Raw genomic sequence first — 19,545 nt, 5'->3', positions numbered from 1 at the left:
AGGGGCAGGTAGTATTAACAGTTAAATGTTAGTTTAGCCTGTATGATAAAAGCCTACAGGTTATATACCGGTGATGACGGTCATTCACATATACAAAAAGGGATGGTTGATTTAGGGACACTTAATGAAGCCCTTGCGCTTAGGTTTCAGGAATCGGAACCGCATGCATTTTATGATTACCATAATGCCCCTACAAATCAGTACGTGATAACCCTTACCGGTACGCTTGAATTTGAAACCTATCCCGGCGAAAAATTTATACTTGAGCCCGGCGAAATACTGATAGCGCAGGATACTACGGGAACTGCGCACAAATGGCGGTTGATGGATGATGAGCCCTGGAAACGGGTGTATGTTACCTTTGATCCGGCAAAGCCGATAAATTTTGTGGCTGATAAATAAGAACCGTTGCTGCAGTAGTGATGCACGTAATATTCCTTTTACAAATACTGATACAGAACCCAACAAAATTTTAATAGTTACACTAAATCAGTATTTTCGACAAATACCTTTATAATCCTCAAATGAAAGATACCAAACAAAACTACCGTCGTCATTTTTTAAAAACCACTGCTGTAGGCACGCTTGCAGCTATGGGCATACCATCAATTGTTTCATCGGCTTTAGCTGCCGAAAAACCTGCAAAAAAGCTAACTTTTAACCAGGGCGATGTAGTGCTTTTTCAGGGCGACTCCATTACCGACTGGGGGCGTGACCATAGCAAAACCGAACCGAATACTACCAGTGCTTTAGGTTCGGGCTATGCCTTGCTAACTGCTTCACAATTGCTGCTTAAACATGCTGATAAAGGTTTGAAGATTTACAATAAAGGTATCAGCGGCAATAAAGTATATCAGCTTGCCGAGCGCTGGGATACCGATTGTCTTGCCCTTAAACCAAACATATTGAGCATTCACATAGGCGTGAATGACTTTTGGCATACCCTTACCGGTGGTTATAAAGGCACAATAGATACTTATATTACTGATTACCGCGCACTGCTCACACGTACCAAACAGGCCCTGCCCGATATTAAACTGGTGATTTGCGAACCCTTTGCCGAAAAAAATGTGAAGGCCGTTGATGATAAATGGTACCCAACGTTTGATTCGTTTCGCAAAGCTGCTAAGGATATCGCTGCTGAGTTCGACGCGGTATTTGTGCCTTACCAATCGGCATTTGATAAAGCCGAGCAAAGAGCACCGGCAACTTACTGGAACCTTGATGGCGTACACCCCAGCGTAGCCGGCGAAGCCCTTATGGCACAAACATGGTTGAAAGCGGTTGGAGCTCTTTAGAAGGTAAAAGGATAAAGGTGAAAGGCAAAAGGTAGCTGCGGCTTTGCAAATAAAAGGTGAAGGGGTAAAGGCTAAAGGTGAAAGGTAGCTTCAGCTTTGCAAATAAAAGGTAAAAGGCTAAAGGTAGCTACAACTTTGCATACGGCTTGGTGTATCTTTGGCCTTTTTATTTGTCTGTCGCTTTTTAAAGACCTTTCGCCTTTAGCCTTTCACCTCAAAAAAGCGTATCTTTGCGCGTAAATGATTGCTATAAATAACCTTACGTTCGAGATTGGTGCGCGGGCCTTATATGATGAAGCCAACTGGCATATTAAACCCGGTGAAAAAATTGGTTTAATTGGTGCCAACGGTACTGGTAAAACTACCCTTTTAAAAATTATTGTAGGCGACTATAAGCCTACCTCCGGAACTGTTTCAATGGCTAAGGACCTTACCATGGGTTACCTTAACCAGGATCTACTTTCTTATTCATCTGATAAAAATATCGTACACGTGGCCATGGAAGCCTTTGAGCGCCAAAACCAGCTGCACGATGAGATCGAGAACCTGCTCAAAAAGCTGGAAACGGATTATAGCGAAGAACTATTAAATAAACTGAGCGACAAGCAGCACGAGTTTGAATTGCTCGATGGTTATAATATCGAATATAAAGCCCATGAGATTTTAGCCGGCTTGGGTTTTAGCGACGAGGATTGCAAACGCAAGCTGAGTACCTTTTCGGGCGGTTGGCGCATGCGTGTAATGCTGGCCAAGATCCTGTTACAAGCACCTGATATCCTGCTGCTGGATGAGCCTACCAACCACCTTGACTTACCGTCTATCCAATGGCTGGAGGATTACCTGAAATCATTCCCCGGTGCTATCATCATCGTATCGCACGACAGGTGGTTCCTGGATAAAGTGATCAATCGTACGGTTGAATCGAGGAAGGGCAAGTTGACCGTTTACGCAGGTAATTATTCTTTCTATCTCGAAGAAAAAGCCCTGCGTGAAGAAATTCAGCGTGGCGAGTTTAAAAATCAGCAATCAAAAATTAAACAGGAAGAGCGTTTGATCGAGCGTTTCCGTGCCAAAGCTTCTAAGGCTAAAATGGCGCAGTCCCGCATCAAAATGCTGGATAAAATGGAGCGTATTGACGATGTGGATGACGATAATCCATCCGTTAACTTCGCTTTCCGTTTCAGCAAACAGTCGGGTAGGCACGTGATCACTTTAGAGGATATCACCAAAAAATACCCTGCTATCGATATTCTTGACCACGCCGAAGCTGTAATTGAAAAAGGTGATAAAATTGCACTCATCGGTGCCAACGGTAAAGGTAAATCAACCCTGTTGCGCATTATTGCATCTGCCGATAAAGATTACACTGGTACGGTAACCACCGGCCATAACGTAACTACTACGTTTTTTGCCCAGCACCAGCTGGAATCTTTACACCTCGAAAATCAGATATTGCAGGAACTGCAATCATTTGCACCTAAGCATACAGATACCGAGCTGCGTACCATTTTAGGTTCGTTTTTGTTTACCGGGGATGATGTGTTCAAGAAGATCAAGGTATTATCGGGTGGTGAAAAATCACGTGTAGCATTGGCTAAGGCGCTTACCGCTGATGCTAATTTCCTGGTACTGGATGAGCCTACCAACCACCTGGATATGCAGTCGGTTAATATCCTGATCCAGGCGCTTGACCAGTACGAGGGTACTTTCATTGTGGTATCGCACGACAGGTATTTCCTTGATAACGTAGCCAACAAGATCTGGTTTATAGAAGATCAAAAGATTAAAATTTATCCGGGTACTTATGCCGAATTTGACGAATGGTATGCCAAACGTAAACTGGAACCCAAAGCAGCTGCACCTGCACCTCAACCCAAAAAGAAGAGAAAAAGCCCGAGCCCGTTAAACAGCCGCAAGGCGAAAATAAGCATCAGCAATTAAAGAAACTGAACCAGGACCTGGCCAAAATGGAGCAGCAGATCGCCGACCTCGAAAAAGAGGTAAAGCACTTTGAAACCCAGCTGGCCGACGAAAAAATATACAGCGATAACGGCAAACTAAAACAAACCAATGCTGCCTATAGCGCTAAACAAACCGAGCTGAAACAAATGCAGGACAAGTGGGAAGCCCTGGCCGAGCAGATTTTGGAGTTGGAATCGTAAGCCCCACCCAAACCCTCCCCTAAAGGGAGAGGGCTTTGATAAGCGTAGAGTAAAGTATCGTGAATGAAAGCCGCTATTGCATTATGATAGTGGCTTTTTTATATTCGTGTTAAACCTAAATTAGTACATGGACAATCAATATCGTGGGCTTACCATCGCTGTATTAATATCCAGTTGTTTTATTTTAATTGGTGCCGGGCATAGCGTCGGGCCAATAATATTGTTTGAAGTAATGTTTCCTTTTGCAAGTGAAAACAAATTGTCGTTTAGCTTATCAAATAATTACGATAATTCAATTTTAGCATCCGCATTAATTCTTTTGACAGGACAGCTTTTGTTATTTATTGCGACTCACAAAGAGCACATAATTACCCGGCTTATAGCGCTTTTTGTTATGTGGATAGCGCTGCTTTTTCTGACGCATAATATTTTCAATGGCGATAGCCTTTCAGAGTTTAGCCTGGGTTCAGCTACGCCCTTCTTAATATTATCAATCACATTGTTTAGTTTTGACGTTAAACAATATTTGCAGCGGGATAAAATAGATATTGAACCGGAATGAAATTGACAAAGATATTTTTAGGCATGGTGATCTTTACCTTGCTTATACAACAAACCTTCGCTCAATCACCCTATAACAACAACGTTTACTCTTCAGCCATAAAAAGCGTTGAGTTTTATAATACCGCGAAGCAGGGCTCTTTCCCGGTTATTAATTTGGGGACCGATGAAAGGGTGCTGCTAACTTTCGATGACCTGCGCGGGGGCAGCCGTAATTACTATTATACCATTGAGCATTGCGATGCCAACTGGAACTCGTCAAACCTTTCATCTGCCGAGTACCTGCAAAGCTTTACTGATGACCGGTTGTATAACTACAGCTATTCAACCGGTACTATGCAAAAATATACCCATTATGAAATTTCGCTGCCCAACAATAACATCGCTCCCAAAATATCGGGCAATTATGTGCTGAAGGTTTATGAAGATGGCGATCAAAACAAAATGGTGCTTACCCGCAGGTTGTATGTGTTGGGCAAAAGGATATCTATCGCAGCTGATATGGTAGCATCGCCCAATAATGCCACACGGCAAACCAATCAGAAGATCAACTTTACGGTTGATTATTCGGGGCTTGTTGTGCAGAACCCGGCTTATGCTTTGCGTACTTTTATTATGCAAAACGCCCGTACTGAAACTACAGTGCTTAACGGGCAGCCAACCTATATCCGTGGTTCGCAGTTAATTTATAACGATGTAAGCATTAATGATTTTCCTGGCCGTAATGAGTTCAGGCTGTTTGATACGCGTACGCTCAAGCTTAATTCGCAAAGGGTAGCCAAAATTTATAAGGATTCTACCAACGTTGTTGTACTGCTTGGCGACCCGGTGCGCGACAAGCCCAACTACATTTTTCAATACGATAACGACGGCAAGTTTTACATCCTGAATAACGACGGTACCACGCCAGCCACCGATGCTGACTATGCTCATGTATACTTCACGTTATCAACCAATAAAAATCCTAACGACGGAGCGCCATATGTGGTAGGCCAGTTCAACAACTACCGCCTTGATGATAGTAACAAATTGCACCCGCTTGATAACGGGAGATACACCGTAAACATGTTGCTAAAACAAGGCGTTTATGACTATGAATACGTTTGGGTGGATGCCAAAACCGGCAAAGCAGATGATATCCCTTTTGAAGGCAGTCACTTTGAAACCGAAAACGAATACCAGGTGCTTACCTATTATCGCCCCCCGCAGCCCGTTGGGATGAACTGGTGGGTTTCAGGGAATTGGTGACAAAAAGATAATGGCCTCACCTAAATTCTCTACGAAGGAGCGGACTTTAAAAAACAAACTTAACAGCGTTTGCGAATTAAAAGCTTCCGCTTAGGAGAAGGCTGTCTCATCCTAAAAAAGTTTAGAGTTTAACTGCTAAATCCTGTTATACGTTTACAATAAAAAAGTCACGAGTACGCCACGCTTTCGTCAGCGCTGCATACTCGCGCCAGTGGGGGTTTCTGCAAAATGCAGAAATTCTGGAAGCGCGTCTATCGACATTAGCTCGGACAATCTTGGATAATACCTCTTTGTAACCGCTTTATTTAAAGTAGGCATAACTGTATTTTTAGTATTATTTATCAAACGTTGAACCTCCCCGCATTCAAATAAATGATGCGATACGATCACCACTTCTAAATCGGCAACAGTTGATCAGAATGATAATAAGTTTGAGTATCCCATGAGAATAAAGGAGCTATAAGAGGATGATTTAAAATATTTTCCTCTTCCGTTATATAATATATTTCATTATCGAAATCGGGCAAATTAACCGATACCGTAATTTCATCTGGCTCACTAAGACCATAAGTAAACTCAAGTGTACCGTAGTTAAGGACCCTATCTGTATAGGCAAAACTTCCAAAGTTTGTTAAATAAAAATATTTAACCGTGTATAGGACCTGATGTGTTGCAGCATCAACATGTTCCTCAGCAATAATTCGACCTTGGTTATCCCAGACCTTTCGCCCTTCTTCTAACTTTTCTGTTTTTTCATAGAGCCCCCAGTTCATGACAGTATAATTTCCCACTTGTTGCTTATTGGTGAAGAACGTTCCAGACCTCCATAGTGACTGGTATTCCGCAAGCACGCTCTGTAGATTTTCCCCTCCGACAAATAATACTCTCCGGTGCTTAACTCTCCGTTCTCATATATGTCAATTTTTTGTAAAACATCGTCGACATAATGTTCAGAACTGTAATCACCTTGTAAAAGGTTAGCCTGTTGAGCGGATACTTCTACGCCCAATGAATTTTTATATTTTATTTCAATTGCCATAACATTATTTGTATTTGAAAGGAATGAGAGGTTCCAATGCACCAATCGTTCCCGATTTGAAAATTTTAAAACCTATTTTTTTCGAAGATGCAACACCTGTAAGATGGGTGAAGCCTGCATTTTGAATCATGGAAAGAGCATCCGTGTCATCAACTTTAAAATACTTAAGAAAACTATTTCCAATCTCGTTATTCTTTTCAGTATACTTTATCGTAGTTTTAATTTTATCTTTCAGTCTCCCAGTGGCTTTTACCTTGCATTTATCCAGTTCTCTAATAAATGCGTCAAAGTTCTCGCTGTCCATTATTATGGCGAACTCCACATCCCCCGGAGCCGGTAATTCGGTATAATCATTCGGATCGACCCCTTCAGGAAAAGGATCCGTAGGATAACGCTTCCAGACAGCGGAGCCCTGCATATAAAATTCATACTCAATCGATCGAAAATCACCGCCAAGCTTTTCTCCCATTTGTGCTAATGCTTTATTAAAGTTATCCTTTACATCAGTACAGAAATCCTGATAGTTCTCCATAGGGGCGAAACCAGCTACATACTTCCTTACTTTGGTAACATTAATGTAATATTTTACCCGCAATATAAATTCTTCAGATTCAATCAGCTTTCTATTTCGATAACTGATATGTATCAGACCCGCTATTTCACTTGCAGGCGTCGAGCTATCATAAGCCATTTGCATAACTTCCGCCAACACTTCAGGATTATGACGAGGCATTCCCAGTAAACCTACTGAGGAGAATGTATTGGGCTTCTCTAAACTTAATAAGCGTTCCAATTCTGAGTTGACTTTTTTCTTATAGTTATCGAAATGTTCGGCAATTTCGATACCAGCCAGCTTTAAGATTGATTCGCGCGCCTCTACCCCCCGCGAGTCTGTAGCGAATTCAGGTGGCCATGTCTCTCCAATTTCATTTACGAGATTTTTCGCGCTGATTTTTAATAAATTACCGGCAAGCACGCTCCCACTAGCGGATAGAAAATCTGACAAAAATCCTGCCTATCCAAAAAATCTCCCCACATCTCGGTTCAGACAAACAAAAACGCCCTCCGGCTAACCGAAGGGCGTTTTTATATCTGATAAAATCAGCGATTATAATTTGCCAATTTCCTGAACAAGGTCAATCAGTTTGTTTGAGTAACCCCACTCGTTATCGTACCATGAAACAACTTTTACGAAGTTTTCATTCAGACCGATACCGGCTTTAGCGTCGAAAATTGAAGTGCGTGAATCGCCTTTAAAGTCTTCAGATACTACTTCGTCTTCGGTGTAGCCAAGGATGCCTTTCAATTCGCCTTCAGAAGCTTCTTTCATTGCAGCTTTTATGGCTTCATAAGAAGCACCGTTTTTCAAACGTACAGTTAAGTCAACTACAGATACGTCGGCAACCGGTACGCGCAGGCTCATGCCTGTTAATTTACCTTTTAACTGAGGTAAAACTAAACCAACCGCTTTAGCTGCACCTGTTGATGAAGGGATGATGTTTTGGTAAGCACCACGACCACCTCTCCAATCTTTTGCAGATGGGCCGTCAACTGTTTTTTGAGTTGCGGTAACAGCGTGTACAGTAGTCATCAAACCTTCTTCGATACCAAATTTATCGTCCAATACTTTAGCGATAGGAGCTAAACAGTTGGTAGTACATGAGGCGTTTGAAACGATGTTTTGATCGGCTTTCAAAGCTTTGTGGTTAACACCCATAACAAATGTAGGGGTATCATCTTTTGCAGGAGCGCTCATTACTACTTTTTTAGCACCGGCGTCGATGTGTTTTTGAGCAGTTTCCTGAGTTAAGAACAAACCGGTTGATTCAATTACAACCTCAGCACCTACTTCATTCCATTTAAGGTTAGCAGGGTCTTTTTCGGCAGTAACGCGGATGGTTTTACCGTTAACAACCAAATGACCGCCTTCAACAGCAATAGTACCATTGAACTGACCATGGGTTGAATCGTATTTTAACATGTAAGCCATGTAATCTGGCTCAACAAGGTCATTAATACCAACAACTTCAATGTCTGGTCTTTCAATTGCAGCCCTGAATGCCAGGCGGCCAATACGGCCGAAACCGTTAATTCCTATTTTCATGATTTTTTAATTTTTACTTGAATAGTAGGTTAATAAATTATTTATGGGTTCTTTAATTATGTTAGTGATTTGCAGATCAGCTTCGGCGGCAGCTTCATACAAGTGTTCCTGAAAATTAAAAGCAACAGAGCCTGCAAAGTGAACAGACGTACCCGGGTGTTGCTGATATAAAGGTAACAAATATGTGGAAATTAGCTTGCTAAATCCTTTTTTATGACGTTTTGCAGATGATGATCGTTTTTATTATCGAGATAAAAATCGGTAAATGAGCTTAAAAATAAAGCAGGTTGTTTTTGCCGGTAAACCTTTTCGAGCAGGTTTTTACGGTCGGCATCGTATTTGTGTATAAACTTTTTACGGATAGATAGAGGCAGGGTATCGTTCATGAATTCCTTGATGAGCTGCCTGCCCAGCCAGTTGCCCGAGCCTTCATCGGCCAGGATATAACCCAAGCCATAATTGTTTGGCCAAACTCTTCTTCCATCATACCAAGCGGCATTGGTGCCGCTGCCGCAAATGCTCACAATGCCGGGTTCGTTTTTACAGCAGGCTATCGCTGCCCCGGCAATGTCATGCTCAACAGAAACTTTTCCGAACTTGAAAAAGGTTGAAAAAGCACTATGTACTATCTTCTTCCGCTCGTCTGACGAGGCGCCCGCACCAAAAAAGTAGATGCGTCTGATCACTTCGGCATGGTGTATAAGATTGATGTTTTTGTTGAGAAGCTGAAGGATATGTTTTTCGTCGTTAAAATAGGGATTTATGCCATTGGTTTTAAAGGAAGCAACAGTTCTTCCCTTATCAGTAAGCCTCCAATGTGCAAAGTACGATCCGCTATAAACAACTGCAATCATTAATAATCTATATCGATAATATATCCATCATTTGTAAAAGGTCTTCTTCAAGCTTAAACTCATGGTGGTTAAGTGCTGCTTCCAGGTCTGTCATCATGATCTGATTGGCCTGCAAACCTACCATTTTTTGTGATTCGCCGGCAACCAAAGCATTAACTGCTGCAAAGCCAAGTCTGCTGCCCAAAATACGGTCAAAGCTTGAGGGTGCACCGCCACGTTGCAAGTGGCCTAAGATAGTAACTTTTATGTCGTAATTTTTAACTTCTTGTTGTACAGCCTTTGCAACATCATAAACGCCGCCGTTTTTATCACCTTCGGCAACAATTACAATGCTTGATGATTTTTTGTTCATGTGGCCCTCTTTAAGGTTTACGATCAAATCATCAATAGCGGTAGCGCGCTCAGGAAGTAAAATAGCTTCGGCACCGCATGATATACCAGCACGTAAAGCAATAGCGCCCGAGTCGCGGCCCATAACCTCTATAAAGAAAAGGCGGTCATGCGCATCGGCAGTATCGCGGATTTTGTCGATAGCCTGGATAACCGTATTGGTAGCGGTATCAAAACCAAGGGTATAGGTTGAACCGCAAAGGTCATTATCAATTGTACCCGGTACGCCCATTACTGCAATGTCGGGATACTTACGTGAAAAACGCAGGGCACCAGTAAAAGTACCATCACCGCCAATAACCACAAGGGCATCGATACCACGGGCTTTGGCGTTTTGGTATGCTATCTCCATGCCCTCGTCGGTTTTGAAAGGCAGGCAACGCGCGGTTTTTAAAATGGTGCCACCCAAATTAAGGATGTTACTTACCGAGCGTTTATCCATTTCATACATATCGTTTTCGATAAGGCCTTTATAACCCTGCCTTATACCTACAACTTCCAGCCCGTTATACAGTGCGGTCCTCACAACGGCACGTATACAAGGGTTCATTCCAGGGGCGTCACCACCTGAAGTTAAAACCCCTATTTTTGAAATTTTACGCATCTTTCGCTCCTTAATTTTACGCTACGAAGATAGTGTGTGTAGATTACACCATTAAATTTTATTTATTTTTTTTGGATTAGGAATTAAGGCTATATATTTAAACTTATTAACTAAATCTCACTAATAGTTTGGAACTAATGTTACCCAAGTTTGATTCCGTATTCTCGATTGACTGCGTGATATTCGGCTTTGAAGCCGGCGAGCTCAAAATTTTGCTTATTGAGCGAAACGAGGAGCCATATAAAGACTGGCTTGCACTGCCTGGCTATATTGTTGAGCAAGACGAGAGTATTGATGATGCTGCCGAGCGGATCCTGTATGAACTTACGGGTTTGCGCGATTTGCACATGCAACAGTTTCATACTTTTGGCGAAGTGAACCGCCACCCCCAGGGTCGTGTAATTACGGTTGCTTACTATGCATTGATCCGCATAAACGGGCAAAAGGAATTACGACCGGTTACCCAATATGCCAAAAAAGCGTTCTGGCACCCGGTAAGCGAACTACCTAAACTGGCGTTTGACCATAGTGAGATCTTTAAAACAGGATTCAATAAAATAAAGCGCCGGCTACACTACCAGCCGATAGCATTTGAGCTGTTGCCCGAAAAATTTACGCTCACTCAACTGCAGTCGCTTTATGAGGCTGTTTTGGATAAGAAGCTTGATAAACGCAATTTCCGCAAAAAGATGCTCAGCTATGGCTTTTTGAAGGAGCTTGATGAAAAGCAGAAAGGTGTATCGTACCGCGCCGCTAAGCTCTACAAATTTGATAAACGCAAATACGGGAAGATTTTTCAGGGAGAGATGAATTTGGTGTAAGATAGAAGCAAGACGTCAAGAATCAGGAATTAAGACAGAAACAGGATGTCAAGATTCAGTAAGCACGAAAGTAATAGAGGGCTTTTGCAAGCGCCTCCGTACAGTTCGCGATTGCGTCGATTTTAAAAAGAAAGGACCGGAAAATCTTCCGGTCCTTTCTTTTTAAAATCGTAACGTCTTAGGTCTTGACTCTTGACTTCTTGAATCTTACAAAGAGCTTGGTGCTAATTCCAAATGGTATTTCACCAGATTATCTATAGGCGAGCGGATGATGTTGCCAACAACCATGCCATTTTCAGTAACTACCTCTTCCAGCACGTTACGGAAGTTATAACCTACCGAACCGATGCAGTTGAAAGTGTATTTTTGATAATCAGGGTAGTGGGTTACCAGGTTGCGGAAAAAATCGTCGAACGAGGTACGCACCAGGTTGCGTGAGTATTCGATGTGTACGTTGTTATCGTAAACAAATTTGCTGAAGCTTGCGCAAAAACGGTTAGCACGGGGCTGGGTGTATACCTGCTCGTTGATATCATCAGGAGTAAGTTTATAAGTTTCCCAGAAAAGGGCACGTACAGGCTCAGGCATGTATCCGCGCAGGTAATCTGTTAACAGCTTTTTGCCAATGTAGCAACCGCTGCCTTCATCACCCAGGATGTAAGCGCCCGAATCAATATTGTGTACAACTTCTTTACCATCATAAATGCAGGTATTAGTTCCGGTACCTAATATGGCAGCAAAGCCTTCGGTGTTGCCGAGCAGGGCACGGGCAGCAGCAAGCAAGTCATGACCAATATTAACTTTTGCGCCTGTGAAAACTACTTTCATAGCTTCCTCAACAATTTTGCGCATTTCGGGGGTTGAACAGCCGGCACCATAGTAATTTACCTCTGTGATCAGGTTTTTTTCAAGATCGGTTGGCAGGCTTTCGTTCAGTGACTGTATAATATACTCTGTACTTGAAAAGTATGGGTTATAACCCTCGGTATTGAAGTAAACTTTTTTCCCTCTTCGGTAACCAGGCACCAATTTGTTTTGGTTGAGCCACCGTCAGCAATTATGATCATAAATTTTGTTTTTTTAAAAATCGGTTAAAAGTAGGATTTACTTATTGTAAAAAAAACACTTAGTATTTTAAAAATTGAAAATTGCGATTTTTACTTAAGTTATAGCTACTTTTTTGTATAAATTAAACTTTAAATGGTGTTTTTATACCATTGTTATCAATAATTAATCAGGTCAACTATACCTTTTTTTAAATGTAAAGTTTACAGATAAGCAGTGCGCCGTACAATTTAAAAACAGAGTAATTTACAATTGTACGCAATGTTACATTATTAAGCAAAATATTGGCTTTAATTAATGCTAAAACGTGTATTTTGTATTACAAACTCGTTACAGAAACGCAAGTGAATTGCCCGGATGAATGTGTGTGGCTTTAATACCTGGCACGTTTTGCTTTAGCCAGCCTATCATAAATTCGGAGCCGGGTTCTTCGCTGGCAATATGCCCTAATACAATTAATGAAAGTTTATCGCCTTTGGCTTGGGCATCCCTTACATATTCGGCGGTTTCCCATTCCGAAATCTCGCCGCAAATCAGTACATCGGGCTTTTTGGTGCTCATTTCGGTGATCTGTCTTTTACCGCCGGCCGCTCCAGGTAACAGCAGCACCTTTTGGCAGCTTTGTGATGGATTGCCTATGTAGCGTACCTTTTCTATTTTAAGTTTCTTTTTCAGTGTTTCGATAAGGGAGCTTAACGAGGTAGATGGAATGCTTAACAGGTTTCCGGTTTCCGGCTTGTAATAGCTTACCCAGTCGAGCTGTTTCAATAGCCCAATACCAACACCATCGGGTTTAAGACTGTGGATGGTATCGTGGTTGCGCCAAACGGCTATATTATGTTTATCAAGCAGTTGTTTTTTGTACTGAAATACATCATCATTAGCCAGCCAGGTGGTTTCATCGGCATGGTTATAAAAAGTTGGCTCGTGGGCTATAATAAAGTTAGCGCCTAAGCTAATGGCCTTTTCAATAATGCCTATGGTTGCAAACATGGTGGTAACTATGCCGGTAACAACAATATCGCGGTTGCCTGATTTTAGGGTGTCAACCGTATTAGGGAAGGGTGCGCCCGGCACCTGTTTCATAAACAGATCAATGATTTGCCCTACCGTAATGTGTTCATCAGGGTTAGTGAAGGTGATGGCATCTACAGTAAACGAAGTTGATAATAACGCAGCGGTGCCTGCTAAAGCACTTAACTGGGTAATGAACTTACGGCGATCGGGATTATGATTAATGGGGGAGAGGTTTGAATTCATGGTATGATTGGGTTTGTTCAAAGATAACACAGGGCAAGTTAATTTCAGATTTGTAATAATTGTGTGACATATTTATATCTTCGCATAAATTTAAAGACCCCTAATCCGTGCAAAAACTTGCTAAGCTTATCACCAACAAACCTTTTGTTTATTCTTTATGGTTTGGCCTAAGTCTGTTTCTGGTAATTAAAGGTGTTTTAACCCATCAGGGGTTTAACAATTATACCATATTTAAATACAATTTTTTAAATACTATCCATCAGCATAACCTATACGCTTATCAGCCGGAGCATTATTACGACCTGAACCATTACGGGCCGGTATTTTCAATAATCATGGCACCTTTTGCTATTTTGCCAGATAGTATAGGCGTTATTTTATGGGTGTTGTTTAATGCATTCATCCTGTTTAAAGCTATCCAGCTTTTACCGCTGAAAAAGGACCAGTATGTTATTGTGCTTTTACTGTGCGCCCACGAACTAATGACAGCATCAGCCAATGTGCAGAGTAATCCGATGATAGCAGCGTTGATTATATTAGGTTTTAATTTTATAAAACGTGAACAGGATTTTTGGGCTGCATTAATGATAGCCCTCGGCGCATTTATTAAGCTTTACGGTATAGTTGGGTTGGCCTTCTTTTTCTTCTCCACAAATAAACCAAAGTTTGTGTTAAGCTTTATTTTCTGGTCGGCAGTGTTGTTTGTTTTGCCTATGGCCATTTCATCTCCCTCGTTTATTATACAAACTTATCACGACTGGTATACCGACCTGGTGATTAAAAATTCGGATAACCAGCAATCATATATGCAGGAAATTTGTGTTACTGGTTTTATACGGAGAGCGTTTCATTTCCAGGATCTTAAGAATATGTACGTAATAGGACCTGCACTGGTGTTGTTTGGCTTGTCGTACCTGCGCGTTAAGGCTTATAAGGTTTTGGAATACCAGCGCCTGATCCTTTCATCGGTATTGATCTTCGCTGTGATATTCAGCAGTTCGGCCGAGTCATCAACTTATATTATTGCTTTTGTAGGAGTTGCCGTTTGGTTTATGAATCTGAACCGCCAGGTAACCGGCTTCGAGATTTTTTTGCTGGTTTTAGCATTGTTGATCACAAGTCTTTCCCCTTCAGATCTTTTTCCGTCTTTTATCCGCACCCAATATATCGTTCCTTATAAACTAAAATCGATACCCTGTTTTTTAATTTGGCTTAAAATAATTTATGAAACGCTCACCAGGGATTTTGTTAATGAAAAGGAAGGTGTATTGACCCAGGCAGCAGTTTAGAGGATCACCGGTTTGAAAACAGTCTTGAATGATTATTTTTTACTGTAGAGCCCCGAAAACTTGCAGGTTAATAGATAATTATTATTTATGTTTGTAACTGGAAAGTTACATTTGAGAGCTTTGGCACCTTTTATTAAAACTTGATGACGGCAGTTACATTTTGTAACAATTTATCGTAAGGTTATTTTATAAAAAGGGTACATGAGATTGTAATCAAATATAAGCTTTAATTATTAATACCGCCTGTTACAATTAAAATTTTCCATAGTATAACTATGACATACCTTGCTGATAAAAAGATCTCTATTGTTATACCATCCCATAACGAGGAAAAGAATATTAGTTATCTAATTGAGCAACTCCGCGAGACGCTTTCGCCCACAGGATATGCCTATGAGTTGATATTTGTTGATGATGGTAGCCGTGATAACACCTTAAATGAATTAAAGATCAATGCCGAGTTGCATCCCAATGTTTTTTATGTAGAGCTTTCGCGCAATTTTGGTAAAGATTATGCCCTTAAGGCCGGTATTGCAATGGCGCAGGGCGATGCCGTGATAACAATGGATGCTGATTTGCAGCACCCGCCACAACTGATCCTGAAGATGTTAAACCTTTGGGAAAATGGCTATGATATTGTTTATACCTATCGCGAAGGCGAAAACCCTCATGGTAAAGGTTATCAGAAAGTTACCTCAAAATTGTTTTACAAAGGCCTTAACATGCTTTCGGATATCAAAATGGAAAATGGCACTGCCGATTTTAGGTTGATTGATGAAAAAGTAGTAAAGCAGCTTAAACTGATTGACGAATACGAAATCTTTTTTAGGGGGATAATTAAATGGGCAGGATATAAACAGGTTGGCATTCCTTATGTACCATCAAAACGACATACAGGCGAGGCAAGCTATTCTTTTTCAAAGCTGGTTAAGCTTGCTGTAGGCAGTATCGTAGCTTTCAGCGCGCGCCCGCTTTATATTGTATCGTTAATTGGGCTATTGATTTCATCACTGGCTATTTTGTATATCCCTTATGTATTAGTAAGCTACTTTTTAGGTTACGCAGTTTCGGGATGGGCATCAATTATTGCTACCATAGCCTTTTTTGGCGGCCTTCAGTTGCTTGTGATGAGTGTTATAGGGGTATATGTGGGAAAAATTTTTATGCAGTCAAAACATCGCCCGCATTATATTATCCGGTCATCAAATGTTGTTATTGTAGATAATGATTTTATTAGGGTTTGATGTTGAGGAGTTTGATATGCCGTTTGAGTACGGCAAATCAATACCATTTGATGAGCAGCTTGAAATTTCAACAAGGGGTACCAATACTATACTCAAATTACTGGGGCAGAAAAATATAAAGGTTACTTTTTTTGCACTGCCAATTATGCCATCAATAGGCCGGATGTCATCAAACAGATGGTGACCGAAGGACATGAAGTAGCCTCGCACGGGTATTATCATTCCGATTTTAAGGTTGAGCATTTAATGCAGTCAAAGCTGGCTTTGGAGAATATTTCCGGAACTGAAGTAACAGGTTTTCGGATGGCCCGGATGATGCCGGTGGATGAGGCTGAGATTGCGAAAGCGGGTTACGAGTATAACTCATCCATAAATCCGACATGGCTGCCAGGAAGGTATAATAATTTTGATAAACCACGTACCTGGTTTTATGATCATGATGTGCTGCAGATTCCGGCTTCGGTTTCGCCGGTAATACGTTTTCCGCTTTTCTGGCTGAGCTTTCATAATTTGCCGCTTTCTTTATTAAAAAGGATGGCCTCGGCAACGCTAAAAAAAGATGGCTACCTGAACCTTTATTTTCACCCCTGGGAATTTACCAATCTGCACGATAAAGAAAAGTTCGGTTTCCCGGGCTATGTTTCCAAAAACTCGGGCGAAGCTTTTGCACGAAGGATAGCTGATTTTATTGATTGGGCAATGGACAAGGGTTACACCTTTGGACGGACGGACGGATTTTGTGAAATAATCAAAAACAAAATTAAACAAGAGGCCGTATTACATTAACGAGCTGTTAAGCAGCTTATAGCAAATCAATTACCAAATTGATTGTTATTTTCAGCATAATTTTGCATATTTGCACCGCAAAAAAATATACAGTATACCATGGGTTCGAAACCATGCTTATATTTGTAGTTTAGGTGCGATGGTCCTATAGCTCAGCTGGATAGAGCAACAGATTTCTAATCTGTAGGTCTTTGGTTCGAATCCAAATGGGATCACTTATAAGAAAAGCCGTTTCGTATACATAGAAACGGCTTTTTTTGTACATGAGGGCACTTTTGAGGGCCGGCCATATCTTGAATAGACGCTCGTCGTAACAGCTTGTCCCGGAACACAGTGGGCAAGTTCAACAGAATCTCCACCTATCAACGAGTATCGTATCGACTTTATAGCCAGTTGTAAAAGTCATTGCTAAGTGAGTTCATGTGTGCTGCTTCCCCGGTAAGCGAGCTATAGACTATACGAAAGTCTGATGCTTTTTTCAGTAAAGCACAGCAGTCGGCGCAAGCCCGAATTGCTTTTTAAAGGCAAAGGAGAAATGGGACAGATTCTCGAAGCCCAGCTCAAGATAAATGTCTTTGGGCTTTTGGCTTTGCTGGTGGATGAGAAAGTAAGCTTCTTCCAATCGCTTTTTTGTCAGCCAGCGTCCGGGCGTGTCGTTATAGATTTGCTGGAAGTCACGCTTGAAAGCGGATAAGCTTCTGCCCGTCAGAAACGCGAAGCGCTCTAAAGGGACATTAAACCTGAAGTTCCGGGTCATGAAGGCTTCGATGTCTATCTTTTGCGGCGCACCGAAGTTGAACAATGCGGCAGCAAGGCCTGGGTCGCTTTTGAGCAGGATCAATAGCAGTTCTTCCCGCTTGAGATCTGCAAAAGCTTCCTCGATCTCGGCCTCGCCCCTATAATAGGGTTCGAGGGAATGGATGAAGCTGGTAAGCAGCTGATCGTCCTTGACCGGCAGGATGGAATCGTCTGACGTGGCGATGCCGGTATCTACCCTGTGCCGGGCTAAAAACCGTTTTAGAAAAGCTTCATCCAGCACGATGACGATCTTTTTAAAGTCACCGTCCTGTTGCTGCTTGGTGTAGCGTAGCAAATGGTTCTTACGGGCGATGCAGCTATCGCCGGGATGAAAGTGGTAATGCTTGTCGCCACTGTATGCAAGCATAGAGCCTTTTAGGAGGTACAGAAAGAAATGATCGGATATTACCTGTTCGGGAGATATTCCGGGCCCTAAATGACAGGATTGCAGACTACTGGTGATCATGCTCAAAAATACTTAATTCAAAAGACTATCCACACTTGCCAATATCACTTCTTCCTTACTGCGAGGATGCCAATTCAATACCCGCTGTGACTTTTCGTTGGAAATGGCGATATAGAAGGATTCATCCAGCGGTTTCAAGTCGGCGATGTTTCCGGCGTATTCGGGTCTTTCTTTCCGGATAAGCTCAGCCACGTCGTAAAGGCTCATGACCCCGGTGGCTGTTGCCAGGAAGCGCTCACCCGCTGCGGCCGGATGTGTCATTGCTTTGAGGTGAATATCGGCTACATCACGCACATCCACCACGCCAAAAGTGAAGGGCAGCGTTTCTTTGATCTGGCCATCCAATACGCCTTTCACAAAGCCGATAGAGGTGGAAAAGTCTTTTCCCAGGGCAGGGCCGAATACGCCTACCGGGTTTATTACGGTGAGTTCCATGCCGTCGCCCTCGCTGTTAATCCAGTCCCAGGCAGCTTTTTCGGCAATCGTTTTAGATTTGATGTAGGCGCGGTCTGTCAGTTCGGGGTCTGTCCAGTCTTCTTCGGTAAAGGTGTAGCCTTTGGGATCTTTGCTGTAGCCGATGGTAGCAAAGGATGAGGTTAATACCACGCGTTTCACACCGGCATGGCGGGCGGCTTTCAATACCCTTAATGCGCCATCCCGTGCGGGTATAATAAGGTCGTTGGCATCTTCGGGTTCTTCGGCAGGAAATGGGGAAGCTACGTGCAGCACATAGGTGCAGCCATCAGCTGCCCAATTCCAGTTCAGGTCATTAGTCAGGTCTGCTTCCACAAAGGCGAGGTTTTCAATGGATTTCATTCCGGCTCCTTTGAGCAGGTTAATTACTTCGTCTTTTCTTTTTAAGGAGCGAAGGGTTGTTTTAACAGTGTAGCCTTGTTGTAAGAGTTGAAGGATACAATAGATGCCAATGAAGCCTGTGCCGCCTGTTACTAATACGGTTGGCTGTTTGATGTTATTTTCCATGTTGAATTTTCTTTTGACAAAGATGGCGCTAATGCGGCTTGCCTGTTTTGTTTAGAAGTTCAATTTTGTTTTGTTTAAAAGTCCAGGAGATTTGATTTTGCTTTAAGCCGCTGACTATAAGGTTTAGCACATAACTGTGTTATTTACCAAGCGGATAAAGCATTTTAATTCCAATCTGTCTTTTTATTGATGTTAAAGTAACACTTAAAATTGCACTGAATTCCTTATGAAAAATTCTCATATCGCTGGCAAGTAAATATTAATATTTGTTTTTTCGGTATATCTATCGAACTTAAAATGAATGTTTATTTAACAATTAATTTAAGTTTTTATTTGATTATTGATTTAATTGATTTAGATTAGTAATACAATTAAAACCTAATTATAGTTCCCTCTACACGGTGAATTTTTATTGACTGGTAAACAAATTAGTTGTTTTCAATGAAGACGGACTGTAACTATTATAAACATCAAATTTATAATGAAATCAATTGAGTTAAATCATACTGACGACGTTTTATTGTTACAGCAAATAGAACAGGGCAGTCAACATGCATTTAATTTATTGTATGAAA

Annotated in this window: 20 protein-coding genes, 1 tRNA gene and 1 pseudogene; 12 read left to right on the top strand and 10 right to left on the bottom strand. The window is 41.7% G+C overall.

The features are described from left to right. The first annotated feature begins 42 nt into the window (after positions 1-42). The 6 genes from ACQ86K_RS23575 to ACQ86K_RS23550 all read left to right on the top strand — a co-directional run bounded on the left by ACQ86K_RS23575 (position 43) and on the right by ACQ86K_RS23550 (position 5,269). On the top strand, positions 43-402 hold the full coding sequence (locus tag ACQ86K_RS23575) for a hypothetical protein (protein ID WP_091175125.1): 360 nt from the start codon (positions 43-45) through the stop codon (positions 400-402). 122 nt (positions 403-524) lie between these two features. Beyond that, on the top strand, positions 525-1,298 hold the full coding sequence (locus tag ACQ86K_RS23570; protein ID WP_091175127.1) for an SGNH/GDSL hydrolase family protein: 774 nt from the start codon (positions 525-527) through the stop codon (positions 1,296-1,298). A 240-nt stretch (positions 1,299-1,538) separates the two neighbouring features. Further along, entirely contained in the window at positions 1,539-3,239 is a 1,701-nt protein-coding gene (locus ACQ86K_RS23565; protein WP_431198919.1) for an ABC-F family ATP-binding cassette domain-containing protein, read from the top strand. A 26-nt stretch (positions 3,240-3,265) separates the two neighbouring features. After that, the gene (locus ACQ86K_RS23560; protein ID WP_431198918.1) at positions 3,266-3,460 is read left to right on the top strand and encodes an ABC transporter C-terminal domain-containing protein; all 195 of its coding nucleotides are present in this window, start codon (positions 3,266-3,268) and stop codon (positions 3,458-3,460) included. A gap of 127 nt (positions 3,461-3,587) precedes the next feature. Next, positions 3,588-4,022 carry a hypothetical protein gene (locus ACQ86K_RS23555; RefSeq protein ID WP_143020888.1) on the top strand — a complete coding sequence of 145 codons (435 nt, stop codon included), beginning with the start codon at positions 3,588-3,590 and terminating at the stop codon, positions 4,020-4,022. 2 nt (positions 4,023-4,024) lie between these two features. After that, positions 4,025-5,269: a DUF5103 domain-containing protein gene (locus ACQ86K_RS23550; RefSeq protein WP_431198917.1), complete on the top strand. Its 1,245-nt coding sequence runs from the start codon at positions 4,025-4,027 to the stop codon at positions 5,267-5,269. Between the two features lie 395 nt (positions 5,270-5,664). On the opposite strand, the gene ACQ86K_RS23545 is transcribed toward ACQ86K_RS23550, so the two are convergent. The 6 genes from ACQ86K_RS23545 to pfkA form a co-directional block, all read right to left on the bottom strand. Further along, positions 5,665-6,042 (bottom strand): hypothetical protein, encoded by a 378-nt coding sequence (locus tag ACQ86K_RS23545; protein ID WP_431198916.1) that lies wholly within the window; start codon positions 6,040-6,042, stop codon positions 5,665-5,667. Between the two features lie 270 nt (positions 6,043-6,312). Further along, on the bottom strand, positions 6,313-7,314 hold the full coding sequence (locus tag ACQ86K_RS23540) for a hypothetical protein (protein ID WP_143020889.1): 1,002 nt from the start codon (positions 7,312-7,314) through the stop codon (positions 6,313-6,315). A gap of 102 nt (positions 7,315-7,416) precedes the next feature. After that, positions 7,417-8,412, bottom strand: a complete 996-nt coding sequence (gap, locus tag ACQ86K_RS23535; protein ID WP_091175140.1) for a type I glyceraldehyde-3-phosphate dehydrogenase — start codon at positions 8,410-8,412, stop codon at positions 7,417-7,419. Between the two features lie 6 nt (positions 8,413-8,418). After that, a complete protein-coding gene (locus ACQ86K_RS23530) occupies positions 8,419-8,592 on the bottom strand; it encodes a hypothetical protein (protein WP_431198915.1) in 174 nt (57 codons plus the stop codon). A gap of 11 nt (positions 8,593-8,603) precedes the next feature. Then, positions 8,604-9,266, bottom strand: a complete 663-nt coding sequence (locus tag ACQ86K_RS23525; RefSeq protein ID WP_431198914.1) for a hypothetical protein — start codon at positions 9,264-9,266, stop codon at positions 8,604-8,606. A 7-nt stretch (positions 9,267-9,273) separates the two neighbouring features. Continuing rightward, positions 9,274-10,260: a 6-phosphofructokinase gene (gene pfkA, locus ACQ86K_RS23520; RefSeq protein WP_091175145.1), complete on the bottom strand. Its 987-nt coding sequence runs from the start codon at positions 10,258-10,260 to the stop codon at positions 9,274-9,276. A 128-nt stretch (positions 10,261-10,388) separates the two neighbouring features. Between pfkA and ACQ86K_RS23515 the strand changes: the two genes are divergently transcribed. Further along, a complete protein-coding gene (locus ACQ86K_RS23515; RefSeq protein WP_371328320.1) occupies positions 10,389-11,081 on the top strand; it encodes an NUDIX hydrolase in 693 nt (230 codons plus the stop codon). Positions 11,082-11,288: 207 nt separating this feature from the next. Here the strand turns inward: ACQ86K_RS23515 and ACQ86K_RS23510 are convergent. After that, positions 11,289-12,148: pseudogene (locus ACQ86K_RS23510) on the bottom strand (N-acetylglucosamine kinase). A gap of 328 nt (positions 12,149-12,476) precedes the next feature. Continuing rightward, positions 12,477-13,406, bottom strand: a complete 930-nt coding sequence (locus tag ACQ86K_RS23505) for a Nif3-like dinuclear metal center hexameric protein (protein WP_091175151.1) — start codon at positions 13,404-13,406, stop codon at positions 12,477-12,479. A gap of 107 nt (positions 13,407-13,513) precedes the next feature. Here ACQ86K_RS23505 and ACQ86K_RS23500 point away from each other — a divergent pair, with 107 nt between their 5' ends. The 5 genes from ACQ86K_RS23500 (at position 13,514) to ACQ86K_RS23480 (ending at position 16,940) form a co-directional block, all read left to right on the top strand. Beyond that, on the top strand, positions 13,514-14,695 hold the full coding sequence (locus tag ACQ86K_RS23500; RefSeq protein ID WP_091175154.1) for a glycosyltransferase family 87 protein: 1,182 nt from the start codon (positions 13,514-13,516) through the stop codon (positions 14,693-14,695). Positions 14,696-14,970: 275 nt separating this feature from the next. Further along, a complete protein-coding gene (locus tag ACQ86K_RS23495) occupies positions 14,971-15,939 on the top strand; it encodes a glycosyltransferase family 2 protein (RefSeq protein WP_091175157.1) in 969 nt (322 codons plus the stop codon). Next, on the top strand, positions 15,920-16,123 hold the full coding sequence (locus ACQ86K_RS23490; protein WP_431198913.1) for a hypothetical protein: 204 nt from the start codon (positions 15,920-15,922) through the stop codon (positions 16,121-16,123). The genes ACQ86K_RS23495 and ACQ86K_RS23490 overlap by 20 nt, the downstream gene beginning before the upstream one ends. Beyond that, positions 16,036-16,725, top strand: coding sequence for a polysaccharide deacetylase family protein (locus tag ACQ86K_RS23485; RefSeq protein ID WP_431200919.1), 690 nt, complete (start codon positions 16,036-16,038; stop codon positions 16,723-16,725). The genes ACQ86K_RS23490 and ACQ86K_RS23485 overlap by 88 nt, the downstream gene beginning before the upstream one ends. A 141-nt stretch (positions 16,726-16,866) precedes the next feature. After that, positions 16,867-16,940 (top strand) — tRNA-Arg (locus ACQ86K_RS23480). A 263-nt stretch (positions 16,941-17,203) separates the two neighbouring features. On the opposite strand, the gene ACQ86K_RS23475 is transcribed toward ACQ86K_RS23480, so the two are convergent. Both ACQ86K_RS23475 and ACQ86K_RS23470 read right to left on the bottom strand, forming a co-directional pair. Next, positions 17,204-17,890, bottom strand: coding sequence for a helix-turn-helix domain-containing protein (locus ACQ86K_RS23475; RefSeq protein WP_431198912.1), 687 nt, complete (start codon positions 17,888-17,890; stop codon positions 17,204-17,206). A gap of 111 nt (positions 17,891-18,001) precedes the next feature. Then, a complete protein-coding gene (locus ACQ86K_RS23470) occupies positions 18,002-18,970 on the bottom strand; it encodes an SDR family oxidoreductase (protein ID WP_431198911.1) in 969 nt (322 codons plus the stop codon). Between the last annotated feature and the right edge of the window lie 575 nt (positions 18,971-19,545).

The organism is Mucilaginibacter sp. P19, assembly GCF_050632265.1.
GTDB classification, from domain to species: domain Bacteria; phylum Bacteroidota; class Bacteroidia; order Sphingobacteriales; family Sphingobacteriaceae; genus Mucilaginibacter; species Mucilaginibacter gossypii.
The sequence above is the reverse complement of the archived record's forward strand: the minus strand, read 5'-3'. Positions and strand labels throughout refer to the sequence as shown.

Bases quoted from the DNA above. Each gene is read 5' to 3' on its own strand.
- ACQ86K_RS23560 (WP_431198918.1), top strand. From the start codon at position 3,266: ATGGAGCAGCAGATCGCCGACCTCGAAAAAGAGGTAAAGCACTTTGAA.
- ACQ86K_RS23565 (WP_431198919.1), top strand. From the start codon at position 1,539: ATGATTGCTATAAATAACCTTACGTTCGAGATTGGTGCGCGGGCCTTA.
- gap (WP_091175140.1), bottom strand. From the start codon at position 8,412: ATGAAAATAGGAATTAACGGTTTCGGCCGTATTGGCCGCCTGGCATTC.
- ACQ86K_RS23475 (WP_431198912.1), bottom strand. From the start codon at position 17,890: ATGCTTGCATACAGTGGCGACAAGCATTACCACTTTCATCCCGGCGAT.
- ACQ86K_RS23570 (WP_091175127.1), top strand. From the start codon at position 525: ATGAAAGATACCAAACAAAACTACCGTCGTCATTTTTTAAAAACCACT.
- pfkA (WP_091175145.1), bottom strand. From the start codon at position 10,260: ATGCGTAAAATTTCAAAAATAGGGGTTTTAACTTCAGGTGGTGACGCC.
- ACQ86K_RS23490 (WP_431198913.1), top strand. From the start codon at position 15,920: ATGATTTTATTAGGGTTTGATGTTGAGGAGTTTGATATGCCGTTTGAG.
- ACQ86K_RS23525 (WP_431198914.1), bottom strand. From the start codon at position 9,266: ATGATTGCAGTTGTTTATAGCGGATCGTACTTTGCACATTGGAGGCTT.
- ACQ86K_RS23505 (WP_091175151.1), bottom strand. From the start codon at position 13,406: ATGAATTCAAACCTCTCCCCCATTAATCATAATCCCGATCGCCGTAAG.
- ACQ86K_RS23545 (WP_431198916.1), bottom strand. From the start codon at position 6,042: ATGAACTGGGGGCTCTATGAAAAAACAGAAAAGTTAGAAGAAGGGCGA.
- ACQ86K_RS23495 (WP_091175157.1), top strand. From the start codon at position 14,971: ATGACATACCTTGCTGATAAAAAGATCTCTATTGTTATACCATCCCAT.
- ACQ86K_RS23555 (WP_143020888.1), top strand. From the start codon at position 3,588: ATGGACAATCAATATCGTGGGCTTACCATCGCTGTATTAATATCCAGT.
- ACQ86K_RS23470 (WP_431198911.1), bottom strand. From the start codon at position 18,970: ATGGAAAATAACATCAAACAGCCAACCGTATTAGTAACAGGCGGCACA.
- ACQ86K_RS23575 (WP_091175125.1), top strand. From the start codon at position 43: ATGATAAAAGCCTACAGGTTATATACCGGTGATGACGGTCATTCACAT.